15 protein-coding genes are annotated in these 18,028 nt (G+C 33.5%); all 15 read right to left on the reverse strand.

Going from position 1 to position 18,028, the window contains the following annotated elements:
- Positions 1 to 185 precede the first annotated feature (185 nt).
- The 15 genes from Q4550_RS14990 to prfB all read right to left on the reverse strand — a co-directional run bounded on the left by Q4550_RS14990 (position 186) and on the right by prfB (position 17,953).
- Positions 186 to 869, reverse strand: a complete 684-nt coding sequence (locus Q4550_RS14990) for a hypothetical protein (protein ID WP_303534024.1) — start codon at positions 867 to 869, stop codon at positions 186 to 188.
- A 7-nt stretch (positions 870 to 876) separates the two neighbouring features.
- On the reverse strand, positions 877 to 1,521 hold the full coding sequence (locus tag Q4550_RS14995; protein ID WP_303534025.1) for an ATP-binding cassette domain-containing protein: 645 nt from the start codon (positions 1,519 to 1,521) through the stop codon (positions 877 to 879).
- A gap of 13 nt (positions 1,522 to 1,534) precedes the next feature.
- Positions 1,535 to 2,344: a hypothetical protein gene (locus Q4550_RS15000; protein WP_303534026.1), complete on the reverse strand. Its 810-nt coding sequence runs from the start codon at positions 2,342 to 2,344 to the stop codon at positions 1,535 to 1,537.
- Between the two features lie 750 nt (positions 2,345 to 3,094).
- Positions 3,095 to 3,925 carry a hypothetical protein gene (locus Q4550_RS15005; protein ID WP_303534028.1) on the reverse strand — a complete coding sequence of 277 codons (831 nt, stop codon included), beginning with the start codon at positions 3,923 to 3,925 and terminating at the stop codon, positions 3,095 to 3,097.
- Between the two features lie 185 nt (positions 3,926 to 4,110).
- Positions 4,111 to 4,494: a hypothetical protein gene (locus Q4550_RS15010; RefSeq protein WP_303534031.1), complete on the reverse strand. Its 384-nt coding sequence runs from the start codon at positions 4,492 to 4,494 to the stop codon at positions 4,111 to 4,113.
- Positions 4,495 to 5,311: 817 nt separating this feature from the next.
- Entirely contained in the window at positions 5,312 to 7,219 is a 1,908-nt protein-coding gene (locus Q4550_RS15015; RefSeq protein ID WP_303534034.1) for a TnsD family Tn7-like transposition protein, read from the reverse strand.
- Positions 7,216 to 8,787, reverse strand: a complete 1,572-nt coding sequence (locus tag Q4550_RS15020) for an ATP-binding protein (protein WP_303534036.1) — start codon at positions 8,785 to 8,787, stop codon at positions 7,216 to 7,218. Before Q4550_RS15020 ends, Q4550_RS15015 begins: the two co-directional genes overlap by 4 nt.
- A 2-nt stretch (positions 8,788 to 8,789) precedes the next feature.
- The gene (locus tag Q4550_RS15025) at positions 8,790 to 10,898 is read right to left on the reverse strand and encodes a hypothetical protein (RefSeq protein WP_303534038.1); all 2,109 of its coding nucleotides are present in this window, start codon (positions 10,896 to 10,898) and stop codon (positions 8,790 to 8,792) included.
- The gene (locus Q4550_RS15030) at positions 10,891 to 11,703 is read right to left on the reverse strand and encodes a TnsA endonuclease N-terminal domain-containing protein (protein WP_303534039.1); all 813 of its coding nucleotides are present in this window, start codon (positions 11,701 to 11,703) and stop codon (positions 10,891 to 10,893) included. The genes Q4550_RS15025 and Q4550_RS15030 overlap by 8 nt, the downstream gene beginning before the upstream one ends.
- Positions 11,704 to 11,885: 182 nt before the next feature.
- Entirely contained in the window at positions 11,886 to 13,241 is a 1,356-nt protein-coding gene (locus Q4550_RS15035) for a murein hydrolase activator EnvC family protein (RefSeq protein WP_303534042.1), read from the reverse strand.
- Between the two features lie 52 nt (positions 13,242 to 13,293).
- Complete coding sequence (gene ftsX / locus Q4550_RS15040; RefSeq protein ID WP_303534044.1) at positions 13,294 to 14,187, reverse strand: permease-like cell division protein FtsX; 894 nt, start codon at positions 14,185 to 14,187, stop codon at positions 13,294 to 13,296.
- The gene (gene ftsE, locus Q4550_RS15045; RefSeq protein WP_303534047.1) at positions 14,177 to 14,863 is read right to left on the reverse strand and encodes a cell division ATP-binding protein FtsE; all 687 of its coding nucleotides are present in this window, start codon (positions 14,861 to 14,863) and stop codon (positions 14,177 to 14,179) included. Before ftsE ends, ftsX begins: the two co-directional genes overlap by 11 nt.
- A gap of 356 nt (positions 14,864 to 15,219) precedes the next feature.
- Positions 15,220 to 15,600 carry a c-type cytochrome gene (locus Q4550_RS15050; protein ID WP_303534050.1) on the reverse strand — a complete coding sequence of 127 codons (381 nt, stop codon included), beginning with the start codon at positions 15,598 to 15,600 and terminating at the stop codon, positions 15,220 to 15,222.
- 87 nt (positions 15,601 to 15,687) lie between these two features.
- Positions 15,688 to 16,560, reverse strand: a complete 873-nt coding sequence (locus Q4550_RS15055; protein ID WP_303534350.1) for a YitT family protein — start codon at positions 16,558 to 16,560, stop codon at positions 15,688 to 15,690.
- Between the two features lie 288 nt (positions 16,561 to 16,848).
- A protein-coding gene (prfB, locus tag Q4550_RS15060) for a peptide chain release factor 2 (protein WP_194218750.1) occupies positions 16,849 to 17,953 on the reverse strand; the annotation gives its coding sequence in 2 pieces (ribosomal slippage) (positions 16,849 to 17,880 and positions 17,882 to 17,953; 1,104 coding nt in all).
- Positions 17,954 to 18,028 lie beyond the last annotated feature (75 nt).

The raw sequence follows: 18,028 nt of genomic DNA on the forward strand, positions 1-18,028 counted from the left end.
GCCACATATCAATGCGTGAAAGGCATAGTTTAGTCGCTCCTCGTTGACCATATTAAAGAAGAGAGTCACTAGTGAAATTTACCCGGTGGCTCTCTTCTATGCATTCACTGGCTCCATTCTCCGCAATTGATGGCTCAAAACTTCGCACAAGTGGCTTTTTCGTTCCGCAATACTCAGGACGATGGTTAATAAAATTCATTCTCAATTTCTTGTTTAAAACTCTCAAATTTACTAACTAAATTTTCATTACCGGAAATAACCCCAAAATTTTGGACTTTCTCATATGATATTTGGTTTATATTAGTTAACACCTTCGTATTACCCTTTTTATCGAGATTATATTTCCCGAAATATGTGGATGTGGGGAGAAAAGTGATTGCCTCATTGTTCTTATATTCATAGTCTTTCGGTACATCTAAATGTTTTAAAAATAAGATATATTCTTCGTTTTCCTTCATAATATTGTACCCTGCTTCCACAACGTAAGTATCATAAAGAAAATAACTAGGTTCAAAAACATAAACTTCATTTCCAGATTTAACATTTCCAGAAGTTTGTTTTATTACTTGGTTAATGACAATTTTTGTTTTTAAAGATTGGTTAAACAAGATCCTATCATTTGTAACTTGTCCTTTAACGATAAGATCTGATTCCCCAATTAATTGATCAATATTTTCTATATTATTATTAAAATATTTTTTACTAAATTCGTCGTTATCATTTAATGAGACTATTGAATTTTCATACTCTTTGGATATATTGGTCGTATCATTTTCTACGAATGAGTTCTTTGTAACTAGACCGAAGATAATACTTCCAATAATTAAAGCAGTAGCCACCATATATAATGTCTTGATTAGCTTCTTCATCGAATTGTTATCCTTTCTCTAATTCCACTAATTTTCCACTATTCATTTTAAATATATCGTCAGTAAGTGTACTAATGTCTTCTTTATTATGACTAGCTATTAGAATAGTAACACCTTTTTTCTTTTCCTCTAAAAGAATAGACCGCACAAGATTAACTCCATCTTCATCTAATGCATTTGTCGGTTCGTCTAAAATAAGAAGTGTTGGTGATTCCATTATTGCTTGAGCTATAGCTAGCCTCTGTTTCATTCCAAGTGAATATTTTTGATATGTTCTAAGATCATTTTTTTGAAGCCCTACTTTTTCTAAAACATTTCGAATGTCATTATCATTTATTTTCCCTTTGATTTTCGCGAGCAATTTTAAATTTTCAAATCCTGTAAGATGATCCCAAAAACCTGGCGCCTCAATGATGACTCCTATATCTCTAGGAAAGGAAATATCTTTATGTAAAACTTCATTTTTTATTTTAATTGTTCCGTGAGTAGGTTTTATTAAACCACTGACTGCTCTGAAGAGCATAGTTTTTCCCGATCCATTACCACCAACAAAACCATAAACTCTACCTGCTGTTAAGGATAGATTTATATCTTTCAATATTTCTGTACCCTTAATTACTTTTGTTAAATTTTTTATTTCAATGAATTTCAATACCTTTTCCCTCCTAATAGATATCAATTTTTTTAATCCTTGCTATAGAGATCCAGATAATTACTAAGTAACATACTAGTAAATAACCTATAGAAAAGATCAAATCAAATCTCTGAATATAATTAATTGTTAAGATTGATTGAAAATCTTCAATCATTTTCAAATCATGCCAAGCTAGAAATATATGGGATACAGGCAACCATTTACAGAGCACTAAATATTGTGGGGTTAATTCTCCGATTATTCCTATTATCATAATGGAAAATATATGAAGCGACAAAATCACTGCATATGAATATGTAAGATTAAAAAATAATGAAGATATATTAATAACTAATAGCAGCAAGTAACTAACTGATACTTGAAGAAAAAAAACAACTCCAATAATCAATAGACCGTATGATGTCTTAATTAACATTCCATTTAAATACCCCATAAGAATGACCACTGAAAAATGTACTATAAAAAATAGAAAGTTATTTAGAAATAGTTGATTTACATTTTTCATTAACCATTTTGTCCTATTATTCGTTCTCGTAAAAATATATTTAGCGTTATTTCTAAACGAATTGTTAATAGATTGCCCTAAAATATAAACTAAGAAAAACTGTGGGAGCATCCAAATTAACACTGGTATCACATGTTTAATACTTGAAAATTCTAAACTGCTATACGTTAAAAATATTAGCATACCTATACTTGAAGTTTCTGAAGAAACGGCATTAGCATATCCTATGTAATACCAACTCGAAATTACACTTAATCCAATAGTAAAAAGTAAATTTTTAAAAACTTGATTGTGAGCGATTTTTCGTAAATACATTTTATTTACTCCAAAATATATCTTGACGTTTAATAATATAGTAATTGCACATTAATATTGAACACGAAATTAGGGCTGAAATAGGAAATCCAATTAGAAAATTGGGTATGGTTGAATCATAATCAAATACATTACTTAAATACATAAATTCCGGAAAAGTATATACCTTAACAAAAAATAAACCAGTTATTGAAAAAGGAAAAATCAAAAAAAGGTAGGTTACTATTATAGAGAGGAAATTGTTATTAAATAAATATACTAACGTAAGGTATATACTGCTTATTAGAATAAATCCAATATATTGAAGAAAAAAACCTAAAAACCAGTATATAAAAAAGCTAATACTAAAGTAAGCAATAACCCCTGTCCCTATAAGAGAAATGATAAAAAGGACATTAACTATCAAAACAAATAAAAATGTTATGAAACATAAGGTTATAGTTTTTTGCAACCACCATTTTTTTATAAATGTATACCTTATTAAAATTTTGTGTTGGTCAAACATACTTAATGCCTCATTTAATAAAAAGAAGAAGCACGGCACAATAATAAACAAGACTATTAATTTATTAAAGTTCATCTGAAAAAATTGAATTAGTATAAGATCATTATTAAAATCATTATTCTTAAGTGAAATGGCATTAATTGAAAATACTATCAATAACAAAAAGAATGTAAAAATTACTTTTTTTGACTTTAAATAAATGATTATGATTTCTTTTGAAGTACGATCCATTTATGTACCTTCCTTTAACTCTCAATAACCCATTCTTTTTTTATCCCTTTTTTATAAATAAAGTAAGCAGCAATAATCAACAATCCAATTATCCAAGCTACTAATTGAGCTATAGTCCCGACATGACTTGGGTTTAATTGATTAAACATCGTTAATTTGGCAAAATCGAGCATTGCGAGTCCAATATTGATTAAAATATAGAAAATAAAAGTAACCATTATGCCTACAATTTTATTTTTTGTTAAGAACATAAAATAGATGGAGTAGGTTACTAAACTTAACAACCCTGCAAAAATACTAATGATAAAAACTGATAAAGTATTGAATAAAAAAGGGGATTCTAATCGTAACTTATCAAAAACGTAAGACTCATTATAGTTTTGAATTCCAATATCATAGGGTGGCAAAGAAGCAATATTATCAAGTCCTGTCTGAGGAAATGTGATAAGACACAATAATTCATTAATAAATAATGTGAAAAAAAACACGAGAAAGGTGCTACTAAACACTACTAAAGACTTTGTGAAAATATATTTTCCTTTGCTCACTCTAGATATAATGTTTTTGTATACCCCGTTATTATAATCAACATAAAATGAATCAGAATAAACAAGTGAACAAATTATGGGAAGGACAAAAAACAATGTTGACCTTACCGAACTTGCATATACCCCTTGCATAAGAGTGCTTTCTGCAGCTGACCTTACAAACCGAATATCAGATCCATAAAACGCTAGGCATTCAATTAAAAATGCAGAAACTGCAACAATAAGCATAAAAATAAAAACAAAATGAAGTTCTTTTCTTTTTAAGGAATTTATTATCTCCATTTTTAATGTATTCATAGTTTCACATCCCTTAAAAAAATAAATTAATGTAGTATGGATATTCATTTAATAAGCTAATTTATTAATTTTATAAATATTGGAAAGCACAGTAAAACGTCATAAAATCCATATTACTATTGTAATATGGACTTTATATGACGTTTCAATAGATTAGAAATCAAATTCTTCAATTGAAACAATGATTATCTAAAATCTACACGACCAGCAACAAAGGCGTTGGTACTCCAATACTCTTCATTTTCCATGGCCATTCTTACATCGTTTCCTTTAGATTTACCACCTTGGTTAAAGTTGATTTTCGCATAACTTCCTTCTTTTTGATTGTACTTCGATGAAATGGAACCGCCGGAATCTTGAGCCCAAAAGTTACCTGTACTAGTTCCTTCATAATTCTCAACAATATTTTTAATGTAGTCGTCTGATGTTGCTTTCTCGTGGTAACCAGTGTAGTTATTTCCTGAAAATGAAGGAAGGCTATACCCAACATAACCTTGGTATGCTGCACTTGCTGCAGTTGGAACCACCATTGCTGCACATAAAACCCCTGCTACTAATTTTTTCTTCATAATAATTCCTCCCCTAGTGAATTAATGGAACAAATATTATGCTAATAAAACAGTTAATTTTTGTCAACGATGACAATAGACCTAAAGAAAAAGTAGTTTAATATCATGCTTTACTTTTAAAAATGGAATTCTAAAAGGCTCATGAACGTTAAGAACGTTTGTATAATAAGAAATTCCATTCAAATGTAGATCTGATTTAAACAAGATGTCCAATCGAATAAATAGGTACATATACCCAAAGTAGAATGTGGTGATTTGAGTACTTTTTATTAGTTTACTATAATTAAAGTTATTATTTAATGACAAAAGTCCCATTCTTATACATTGTAAAATTTTCCAAATGATTACTATAACTCAACCTTAAGAACCTTTTGAACTTAATACAATCGTCCTAGAATTTCTACAATACTCCACTTCATCCATTTCCATTCATGTCCTTTCACGTAAATCAACAAAATTTCCACAAAGCCCGGTTCTTTATTTGCGATAATATTAAAACCCGTGCTTAATCATGCTTCATTAGTAGCACCACCTAGGAGATTATTAATTAACAGTTTTTTTACCTTATTTTGTATATGATGTAAAATTAAAATAGTTCACTTATTAATCTGAATCTCAAATTATCTCGAAACTGAGTCTTCAACAATCCTGCCCTTTAATTGAATAGCTCTGAAGTGATCATTTTCCTAATTTTAACATAGTCATTTTATAATATCTGATTTTTAGATTTCATATTTAAGAGCAATAAAAAAAGAGTCTCAAATTATTATAAACATTTGACACCCTCTCACTTGAAACATATCCACATAGCTAAATTTTACTTTTCAATTGCTTTATGAACCTCTGAACCACTGTCATAATGATCAAAGGACAAAAAGTACTCATCGAGCATATTTTTTAACTGTTCCTTAATTAAGCAGTCATCTGTATTAAAATACCCTACTAAATGACTCATTTTCTTCCTTGATCTTCTATCTTCAAAAGGCAGCTTCAGCTGCTCGTTGATAATATATTCTGCTCTCCTAATATAAAAGAATTTCCACTCTTCATTTATTTCACTTAGATACTTTTTTGTATTAGGCATTTTATATTCTGAGTTTGAGTCCCATCTGAGGTTGGAGTGTTTAATCACACTATTCTTTGTTATTCTTATTGGTGGGCTGGACTGCATCAATTCTTCAAAAGAGTTTTTCATGATCACAAGAAATTCTTCATCGCGTTTTTGCCAATCAATATAACTGTTGGTCGATCTCTTTTTCGTAGTATACTGTTGATTATGCAGCCATTCTCTATCATTATAGAAAAGTCTCTTGTATAATGCATAATTTTTTTTAGCCAACTCTGACTTACTTAAGAATGGATAGCTATCCAATAGCTCCAACCATGCTGGCCTATCAATGTCTCTATTGAATCTTCTTTTTACACTCCGTTCTATATACCTCCCTTCAACGACTTTTTTCACACTGTTTTCTGGTATACTTAACTCTTTAGCTATTTTATAACAGGTTAATTCTTTTTCTTTTAAACTCTTTATCTCTTCTTCTAGCAACCATCCAACTGAGAGAATCATATCCCATTTGAATTTATTTAGATTTGAAAAATTCAGCTTATAGTAACGAAATCCACAATTAGTGCATAGATAACTTCCTTTCATTTCGTAATAATTAATAGAAGGAAATCCCTGCTTATTTGTTTTATAATGAGAACACTTATGATTAAGACACACTAACTGATTATTAAGAGCTTCTTGTTTTCGCTTATTCATATTTTCAAGTTTTTCCCCATACTTTAAAACATGAAGTAATGTTTTATTATGATATGACCATTTTAACTGCTTAAATAAAAACAGCAAGAACATGATATGGAACAACGGATGGATTACTGTTGTATAATTCAACCATAAATATTGAACAGTTGAATATGTTACACCTTCATCTAGTCCAATAAATTCTAGGAATTCAGGTTTTATACAGATCTTGAAATCTTCCATTAATTTCTTTTTTCTCACACGTTCATTTTTTGTAATGTATCCCAATTCTTTTAATATGTTTTTATATATTCGATGAAAAGATATTTCAAATTCTGTAAATGAATCTCTAGTTAAAATAGAGAGCGTTGTTATGGAAATTAGTATTTGCATCTCTCTTTGTACTTCACTTATATTATTTGTTTTATTATATTCCACTTCATATGCAGGTAATTGCAAAGCATGATGATGCTTCTTTTTCAAATTACTTTCTATTAATTTAGTGTGGTGAATAGCACAAACGAAAACTCCAGGTAGCTGATGATGAGTATGCCAGTAAGGTGTCCCACATATATTAAACTCACTTTTATAACATTCAGGACAAATTTTCATATGAATATTTTCTTTTACCCTACTTGCCGACTTCCCCACTATTAATGAGATGCTTTTGTTTGTCCCTTTCACCATATGCTCTAACACGTGCTGAGAACGATCACTCATCATAAAATAGGTGTAATAATTGTATGCTGTATGATCTAGAATCCATCTCTTTGAGTTTTTTTTAACTGAAAACAATGCCGTATTTCTTTGCAGTTGTTGTGGATCATTTGGTAAATCGGATAAAAGTACTTTTGCTTTGCTATTAAATAACTCCAGATAGGTGGCTTCATAACTATGATTACCACTCATTTTATGATATCTAGCAATAACAGAATACAAATATTCGTCTGAAAAAGGTTGAGGGAAAATGTTAATCATAGAAATGCTTCTTTCTCGAAATCATCTAGTGGAGAAACAATAATTTTTTCTTGAATAAGATATTTATGAATAAGGTTCTCACTATCTTCTTGGTTCTTTAGACGGATAATATTTTCCAGTATACCTGTTTTAATGGAGCCTTGGTCTACAGGTTTTTCTTCTGGCATACTCAACTCATTCAAAACACATTTCACAATCTGAGATGTGTTTAAATCCTTCTTCTCTAAAAGTATTCGTTTCAAAATAATTTCTGTTTTATATTGATCCAATTCTAATGGTTTAAGGTAGTTCATTATTTCCTGGAATTTTGAAATCTTTTTTTGTTCTTCTATAATTTTCTCCTTAATTTTAATGGGATCTTTAGAGTTTCGATTTAAATATTCTGTTATAGATAAAGGAACGATGTCATCGTATAAGAGGATTTTCTTTTTATCCTGGCTTTTAATTGCCTCGGTCATTGGTTTTACAAGTTTTAATTCTTCTGCTGAAACTTGTTTAATTAAATTAGCATCTAGCTTTTCTATTCCTAGTTCCATAGCTTTACATTGTGATAACCAAAATAGTTTAATCAGTATATCTACTAAACCTTGCGTTTCATTATAAAGGATTCTCTTTATCTGCTTGGTCAAAGGAGAAGTTTCACTTGTAATCTGGTTTTTCCATAAGGTCTCTACAAGTATGTTCCAGTCTTCATCATTAATATCATGATTTTCCCATATCATTTCGCCTAAACCACTGGATCTTCGTGCCTGACGAAGGTCTCTTTGCACGATACTCTTTGCTCGCATTGTTCCGATTGTGATAATAGGGATACCTATGACATTAATCAGAGTTACAAAAAAATTCATCATCTCTTCTGTACTAGAGCCTTTTTTCCCGAGTAAATGTTGAATCTCATCAATGACTAATACACCAATGGCATGAATTTTCGATAAATGTGCTAAATTAGTAACCATAGCACTTACCGATAACTTACTTCCAAACTTTCTATAGTATTCAGTACCTAGTAATTCATCAATAGTTTTGAAAAATGAGATACATAAGGTTTTTAGTGAGCCATCATGGGGGCAATTTAACTTCAACCACGTGATCTGTAACCGATTAATTGGTGCCTTATGAACAATGACTTGAGGATATTGTGATAACAACAATTCTATATTCCTAGATTTCCCCATACCAGGAAAACCCAATAATGTGAAACTATTTGTATAGGTTGAGGGATTTTGAATGTTTACAAAAGGCGTTTTATATAATGAATGCTGATTGTGCGGATTTCTGCTAATATATCCTGCTCTCATAAGCATAGAGAGTTTGCGTTCAAATTCAATTGTTTTTCCTATAGGTTGAAAGTACTGATTAAACCTTTGAATTAGATGATATCTGTATTGGGTAGGAAGTTCTTTTTCCGACTGAGCAAATAGTCTAATATGAGCTAACGAATCATAAACTTCTGAGAACGTTCTGATTGGGGGTAATGCTTCGATAAATGGATTATTCATGTACTCGCTCACTTCTTGCTCAATGTATTCTGCTTGCATAAAATTTGGCTGTTTCTTAATCCTCCCCAAGTTTACTCCTCCTCATTATAAAGACCTAGATCCTTAATCGATAATTTATATTGTGGAATTGAAGTATCTTTTTTCTCCGAATTATTATCCTCTTTGGATTTCTCAGGATTTAGTTTATTGATTTCTAACCTAACATCCACTTCTAGTTGTTTTGCACGATTCATCTTCATGTTTTCTACATTTGCTTTTTGAGTAATTACTTCCCCATCTGCTTTCTCTTTTTTTGCATCCTTAATCATCGACTTGGTGTTTTGTTCCAACATATCTATAAAATTAATGTCTTTATTAAGTTGTATCTGTTTTTCTTTGTAGTTTGATTTTTTCATAGTAGAAAGAAGATCATCAATTTCCTCTATGGTTGTTCCCAAATACATTTCTTGATGAGGAAGTAAATAACAGGGTTCTAAATCATTATGCTTTATTAAATAGATAACTTCGGGAGTCCTGTAGTCAAAGCACACATTTACTTTCCATCTACCACTATCTCTCGCTTTTGAAAACCAATGTTCTGATTCCGCCGTTTCACATGTATACTTTATTGTTCTAAATACAATCCCTTCTTTAGAGATGACTGCCGTACTTCGTGGCAGGAGATATAAATATACATAGTAAGGCTCATAACTTTTCAAAGCCCCTGAACGATTCTTTAATCCCCAATCCCATATACTATTTGGAATTGGTTTTACCTTATCTAAGAGCATTTCCTTAGTCAAAGGATACTTTTGAGCGTACTTATTATTGTAGTGAAGAATACATCGGATTATTAAACTCGAAAATTCCTTGATTGTAAATAACGCGTCTAACCTGTAGTCCTTTCCGCCACGTTCTCGAAAGTCTTTTTCAATGTAACCTGGAGCGAATGGTTGAATCATTTTAGGAATAAGGCCTAATAATCGTTCAACGGTACCTTTCATATCTGCACGATAGGAAGATGTATTTTCAAGCGTTATACCGAAGTTATCAATAAGAGCATCAGAATTTAACCCAATTCCTTCGCCTTTATCTGTAAGCAAGTATTTAGGAAAATGAGCTGCTGGCCATTCATGTGCTTCAATATCAATTCCATACTCAGCGCAAAGTTTTACTTTATCTTTTGCAGTGTTTACTAGTGCATGAATTGCAGAATTCCATGAAGCATTACCTACTCCAATATAAAAACCTGTAATTAATTTACTAAAAACATCTACAACTATATAAAGTACGGGCTTTCCTATGGAATGATTTCTATCGAATGTACTGACTAAATAAATATCTGCTGGTGTAGCATCCATTTCGAATCGAAAACCTGGTCCTTCTGTTTCATACACACTCGACCCTAAAACTGAGCGATGATCTCTTTGGTATTTTTTCAATCCGACCTTTTTACTCTTTAATTCTTCGAAGTTATAAATTTTATGTGCCCAATACATATACTGGCGATAAGTAGGTGCTTGTGGATTTACATTTAATTCCTTAAACCCATTTTCCCCTCTTACCATTTCTGTATAGAATTCCTTCAACATCATTTGATAGGCAAATTTATAGGTGGAACTCAATTTCGGAAAATAATATTTATCTAAAGACCATTTAATATTATTTTTAACGTCTTTTGTAGCATTCATTCCTGGTCTATATTCTGATGGTCGCCCTATTTTTCTATCTTCTAAATTCTTACTCCCCCCTTTCCCACCTGAAAAGTATCGTCTATCTATCAAGGAATTACGGTTCATTCCCCCATGCCAATATCGTTTAAGATATCCATAAATAGTTACTTGTGATAACTGCTCTTTTTGTTGTAAATCCTTAATTAATTTAGCTCGTTTGGATTTTATATAGATATCAGGCTCGGAGTAAACAAGAGGTTTCATGATTTTCCAAATTCGTTCACTTTCCGACTTCAACTTGTCACTTAAATTATTAATATCACTAATAAAAGTAAATTCATCACTTATTTTAACAACTTCATTTTTTATTACCATTTGATACAACTTCGTTTTCGAAACACAAACTGGCATAGACGGGTTTTGACTATATTCATAAACATAAGCTTCATCCACACCGTCTAATAAATGCAATATTCTGAATTTTATATTTAGAGTTTTATCTAGGTATACACTATTTACACTAAGCACGATCAACACCTCCGTTTAAAACATCTTGCCATATTTGCCTATGAAAATTCATTCTAGTCATAAGATTATAATTCAGATGCTTGTTTACAATGAGGTATTTTATGATTATAATGACATCCTCTTGATCCATACTCAAATTTTGACTAAGTGTTACTATTGTATCGATTACTCTATTAGATTGATCGGTGTTAAGTATATGTGTTAAACAGTAAACAAGAATTTCAGAATTCTCTTCATTAATATTATAATCGATATCTCTTAAATCTAATAAATTTCTGACTAATACATCAGGAATTTCTTTATCAGTAATCAATCCCCAATCTATATTTTGTTGTTCAGCATAATATTTTTCTATCAAAAGCTTTTCTACTACTCTCTCATCTAATAATTTTGTAAAAGGCTTAATGGATCTAGCATAAGTATAAACCTCACCCGTATTACTTTTCGAAGTAATAAGAAAGTCAAAAGTCATAACAGTAAGGATATTTGTTTTAGGGTACTTCGGATGGTTAAAACCAAGAATTTCTGCAATTTCCCGAGTCTTATCTCTTTCTAAAATCGGATATTGTTCTCTAATATCTATAACACAATCGTTCCAATCATAGATTACAAAAGCCTTTTTCTCCAAATCAGACAAAAGCTGGTGTTTTCTATTAGTCTTTTTACCTTTTATTCTACTTTCTCTTCCAGTTGAAGGGACATCTCTAACGGTTAGCCAGGGTTTGTATTCACCGAACTCTCCTGACCCTCTTCCCTGCTTAATAAATTTGGTAATTTTCTCTTCTGACCATGCATAATTTACCATCATAATCCCTCCTTATATAAAAGCACACAACTCGTTCAATAAGAAGTATTGACGCGTTGTGTGCTTTGCAATCGTATATTTATACAATTTAAGGATTCTTTTGTATCAGAAATTTAAATGTTTTTTTGTAATTTAAGGATTCTTTTGTAATTTAAATGTTTTTTTGTATTTTCACAATCTAATTATCGAATGTAATTCATTGGGTCAACAGCATTGGACTTACTAGAGTTCCATGAACCTTTGTGAATTTCAAAATGTAAATGTTGTCCAGTTGAATGACCAGTATTCCCCATTGTACCGAGGTATGTTCCTTGACTTACTGACTGACCTGTAGAAACTGCGCGATTTTGCATATGAGCATACACTGTTGTGTACATTTGACCATTGATACTATGCGTCAAGAATACTACATTACCGTATGAATCTGAATGATAGGATCTCAATACTGTTCCATCTGCAGCAGCTGATACTGGGTTTTGACCACCTTGAGCAATATCAATTCCTGCGTGGAACGTTCCCCAGCGGCGGCCTAATCCAGATGTAATTGGACCAGCAGCAGGCTTAATGAATGTTGCGTTACTAGAAGGCGCTGTTGCTGGCTCAGGAGTTGGCGCTGGTGCTGAATTTGAACTGCTTGAACTATTTGAACTGCTAGACTTGCTTGAGCTTGCCGCTGCTTCCTTTTTCGCTTGTGCTTCAGCTTCAGCTTTTTCTTTTGCCGCTTTAGCTGCGGCTTTACGCTCTTCTTCAGCTTTACGAGCTGCTTCTTCAGCACGCTTGATCTCTTGCTTTACTGCTTTTTCTTGAGCAGCTAAAAGTTCAGCAGTTTCATTTAAGTCCATCATATGGTTATGAAGATCGCCTTCTTCTTCTTCAAGGGACTTCATTAGCTTATCTTTTTGTGCTTTTTTAGAATCAAGCTCTTTTTTAAGATCTTCAAGCTCTGCTTTATTCTCTTCAAGAGAGGCAAGTTTATCTTCTACTTGAGCTTTCTTTTCTTCTACTGCCTGCTTGTCCGCTTTATGCTCTTCAAGAATCTTTTTGTCCTGATCTGCGATTGTGTTAAGAGCAAGAACGCGTTCTACTAGATCACCAAAATCAGTAGCACCAAGTAAAACTTCCATGTAATCAACTGTTCCGCCGCCGTTTTGTTGCATTGAGCGAATGCGATCTTTCAATAACTTATCACGCTCAGCAATACGGTCTTCTAAAGCGCTAATCTCTTCTTTCAACTGATCGATTTCAGCATTTGTATCTTTAATTTCTTTCTCTTTCACTGAAATCTTCTCATCCGTTTCAGCTACTTCTTTATTTAACTGTTCAATTTCTGCTCGTACATCTTCTTGCTCTGCTTTCACGTCCGCAAGTTCAGATTCCTTTTGCTCAAGCTCTTCCTGGTTTGAAGACTGCTTTTCTTTGACATTATTAAGTTGATCATCAAGATTTGCGGCTTCAGTCGTTTGTGGAAGTGCTGCAGTTGTTAGTCCGCTTAAACCTAGAGTCAATGTTAGAGCCGTTGCTAATATTTTACGCTTCAATCTTTGTTCCTCCCCCAAAATAGATGAATCTATTTATCTCTTAATTTTCATTTTAAACTTTTAAGAATTTACGCATTGATGTAAGACTTCCCCATACTCCGATAATCACACCAAGGATAATTAACAGTCCTGATAACTGATAAACAAACGGTGTTACCGGTAGTAAATCGATGAATAAAGTTGGGAAACGATTTGCTATTAACTCAATTAAATAATAATAGCCGTAGATTAGAATACCAATTGGGATAATCGAGCCGAAAATTCCAATTAGGATACCTTCTACTAGGAATGGCCATCGAATGAACCAGTTCGTTGCTCCCACTAGCTTCATAATTTCAATCTCATGACTTCTGGCAACAATTGTTAGTTTAATAGTATTAGAAATGAGGAACATGGCTGTAAATAGTAATCCAACCACAAGGGCCAGTCCAACATTTCGTGCGATCTCAAGAACTTTAAAAAGTCGGTTCACCGTATCTTCTGCAAACTCAACGTCTTGTACATTGTCTAGTTGCTCAATCTCTTTAGCAACTGCCGTTACATTCTGAGGATCTTTGGTTTTGATCAGGAAAGCGTCACTTAAAGGGTTTTCTTCTCTTAATGACTCGAACACTTCACCTTCATCCCCAAGATTATCAATTAAATTATCCAATCCTTCTTCTTTAGATTGATAAGTAACAGATTCCACTTCAGAAATGTTCTCGATCCTGGACTTAAGTTCATCTTGCTGTTCTTGCTGCGCCGTTAAATCAATAAATGCGCTGATTTCAACATCACTTTCAAGTTGATCACCAAAAGCATTTAAATTAAGAAGCAATGCGAGACAAACGCCGACTAAAAGTAGTGTAACGGTAACCGCAGAAATCGAAGCAAAGGTCATCCAGCCATTTCGACCAAGATTTTTGAAACCTTCTTTTCCGTGGCGACCAAACGTTTTAATTTTCATACCCGTACTCACCTCTTGCTTCATCACGGGTAACTATACCGCCATCAATTGCAATAACACGTTTTCTGAATGTATTCACAATATCCTTATTATGGGTTGCCATAATAACAGTTGTACCGCGATTGTTGATTTGATCTAATAAATCCATAATGCCCCATGCTGTTTCTGGATCCAGATTCCCGGTAGGCTCATCTGTTAGCAGAATGTGAGGGTTATTGACGATCGCTCTTGCTATTGAAACCCTCTGCTGTTCCCCACCAGAAAGTTCGTCTGGTAAGAACCTTGCTTTGTTTTTCAAATTAACGAGACTTAACGTTTCCATTACTCGCTTGCGCGTATTTGCTTTACTTTCCTCGATGACTTCAAGAGCAAAAGCGACGTTCTCATAAACAGTTAATCTTGGCAAAAGTTTAAAGTCCTGAAAAACAACGCCGATTTCGCGACGTAGCTTAGGAATGTACTTATTCTTCAATTTGCCAACATCTTTTCCATTAATTATGATTTTTCCACTTGTAGGCTTTTCTTCCCGATACATCATTCTCATAAATGTTGACTTACCGGCGCCACTTGGTCCTACTATGTAGACAAATTCACCTTTATCAATTGAAATATCGATACCGTTTATGGCTTTGATTCCATTGTCATATGTTTTCCAAACATCTTTCATTTCGATCAAACTGTACCACTTCCTACTTGCTTAAATTCTCGATGCAAATTCTTAGGAGTTAGTTTTTTATTGGTGTTTTATTTTTGATTAGTTCCTTTACATCTGAAGATATTATAACAAACAAATTCGCTATTTTAAGACAAATTTTTATTACATTTTTATTTCAAGACCCTCTCAATCTGACATCTTCTGCAATAATGCATTAATAGTCAATAGATTATTACACAATTATCTATGCTTAACTTTGTCCAGAAGGGAAATATAGAGATACACTCTCTCTTTAGTAATATTACATCCTTCTTTTTCCAGGTACACAATCATAAATATGACAATAAAAAAAGCACTATTCAGTGCTTCTTCTCTACCTATTTCATATCAGCTAGCCAGCTAGCTACATTTTCTTCCACTTCCGTATCTCCACGTAAAATATTACCAGGCATTTGCCCTTTCCCGTTTTGAATGACAGAGAGAATCTCGTCTTTCGATAAACGTGAGCCAACGTTTGAAAGTTGTGGCCCTACTTTCCCTTCAAGGTTGTCCCCATGACAGCTTAAGCAATTCGTTTGATATGTAGCCTCTGCGGCATTAGCATCATATTCACCAGAAGCTTGGCCACCATTCTCATTTTCTGAGTTACTTTCTTTTGAAGAGCCGTCATTCGTGCTATTTTCATTATTACTTGCACCACATGCAGCTAAACTAAAAATCAGAACAACTACAAACAGAAACCCTATCCACTTTTTCATTACCTTCACTCCTCATATACTGCCACCCATAGGACAAAGTAAAAACCTCACCTATAATGGAGCTCACTTTCATTTACTATAGCCGGCTTACTCTCTTTTAAAACCTTCTCCCAGCACTTCAGTGGCGTTGGATACAATCACAAATGCTGAAGGATCAACACCCTTCACGAGCTCTTTTAGCTTTGTAACCTCATTTTGCGCAACAACGACCATTAAGATGGGACGCTTATCATTGGTGTATCCACCCTGACCTGAAATTCTTGTCACACCTCGATCTATTACAGTGATGATCCCTTCACGCAGCTCTTCTTCTTTATCTGAAATAATAAGCGCCATTTTCGAGTAGCCCAATCCTAGTTGAACAACATCAATTGTTTTACCTGTTAGATACATTGCAATAAGGGCATAAAGTGCTTCTTCAAGGCTGAAAACAAACGCTGAAGCAACGACAATTAAGCCATCAATCATAAATACACACGTTCCGAGCGAAACTCCTGTATACTTGTTCACAATTTGTGCAGCAAGGTCTGTACCTCCAGTAGAGGCTTTTCCTCTGAATACAATTCCAAGGCCAATCCCCACTCCAAGACCACCGAAAAGCGCACCTAATAACGGATCTGTTGTCGCTGGTTCTACGTTTTCTGTCAATTTTACGACAAAAGGTAAGAAAAGAGTTCCAACCAAGGTTTTCGGACCATACTTTTTCCCCAAAAAGATTAAACCACTTATAAACAATGGAATATTAAAAGCCCACTGGACATATGCTGGTTTCCAATCAAAGACTCCTTTTGTAATAGTACTGATCCCGCTTACACCACCAGAAGCAATGCTGTTAGGGAGTAGGAAAAGGTTAAAGGCAATCGCCACAAGGGCTGATCCCACCATAACGCTTAAATATTCCAGTATCTTATGTGCTGGTGAAACCTTTCTAGCTGTAAATTTCGCTAACGTCGCTATCATAACTGCATTCACTCACTTACCTCTATGATTTAAGTCACTGCTCATTTCTAAGCAAAAGCCTTCAGTAGTATATCATCGGGCATATGGGGTGTAAACCGCATTGTAGCAGCGCGTTATCAAGTTGAAGCACTTCTTTCTCCTTTTATACTTTGCCCCATTTATGACAGAAACATGAAGAAACAATTGGTGATCGCAAAGGATAAATGACCGAAAAGTCAACAACGTAAATGAACATAGCCATTATAGAAAAAAGCCCACCTGATTATACAGGTAGGCTTGAAGTTAGTTTTAATCATTTAAACGAGAGCGGAGAAACGCATCAATAAATGGATCGAGATCGCCATCCATGACAGATTGAGTGTTCCCAACTTCCATATTTGTACGATGATCTTTTACCATACTATACGGATGGAAAACATAAGATCGAATTTGACTACCCCAGCCAATTTCTTTCTGCTCTCCTCGGATCTCATCTAGCTCTGCTTCTTGTTCTTCAATTTTCAACTGATATAGCTTTGCTTTCAACATTTTCATTGCCTGTTCTCGGTTTTTAATCTGAGAACGTTCTCCCTGACAACTCACGACTACTTTTGTAGGAAGGTGAGTGATTCGAACGGCAGAGTCAGTCGTATTAATGTGCTGACCACCAGCCCCACTCGCACGATACGTATCGATCTTCAAATCTTCTGTGCGAATGTCAATCTCAATTTCATCATTAAACTCAGGCATAACTTCGCAAGAAACAAAAGAAGTATGACGTCTGCCACTTGAGTCAAATGGTGAGATACGAACAAGACGGTGGACGCCCTTTTCTGCTTTTAAATACCCATAAGCATTATGACCTTTAAAGTTCAGCGTAACACTTTTCACACCAGCTTCATCACCTGGGAGGTAATCAAGCGTTTCAACTTTAAATCCTTTTTTCTCACCATAACGCGTATACATTCTAAGAAGCATCGATGCCCAGTCTTGTGACTCTGTACCACCAGCACCTGGGTGAAGTTCAAGAATCGCATTATTTTTATCATGTTCTTCGCTTAGAAGAAGCGTAAGTTCAAATTGATTGACTGCTTTTTTCAGATCTTTAATTTCTACTTCAAGATCTTCAAATAACTCCTGATCGTTTTCTTCTTTCACAAGTTCATAAGAAACTTCCAGGTTCTCATATTCTTCTTGAAGAGAATCGAACTCATTAACAGCTTCTTTTAGAGAGTTTGATTCATTGATCACTTTTTGAGCGGCATTTTGATCATTCCAGAAATCTGGATCAGTCATTTGAATGTCTAATTCATCGATACGCGCTCTTTTATTTTCGAGGTCAAAGAGACCCCCTAAAATCGTTTAATCGTGTTTCAATTGTATTTAATTCGTTGCGAATTTCATGCATTTCCATAGTTTGCACCTCTACATCATTATTTTACTTCGATTCTGGCTATATTGATGATCCAAAAATCGAAAGATCTACTAT

Origin of the sequence: Anaerobacillus sp. 1_MG-2023, from assembly GCF_030547345.1 — a bacterium.
GTDB lineage: Bacteria > Bacillota > Bacilli > Bacillales > Guptibacillaceae > Guptibacillus > Guptibacillus hwajinpoensis_B.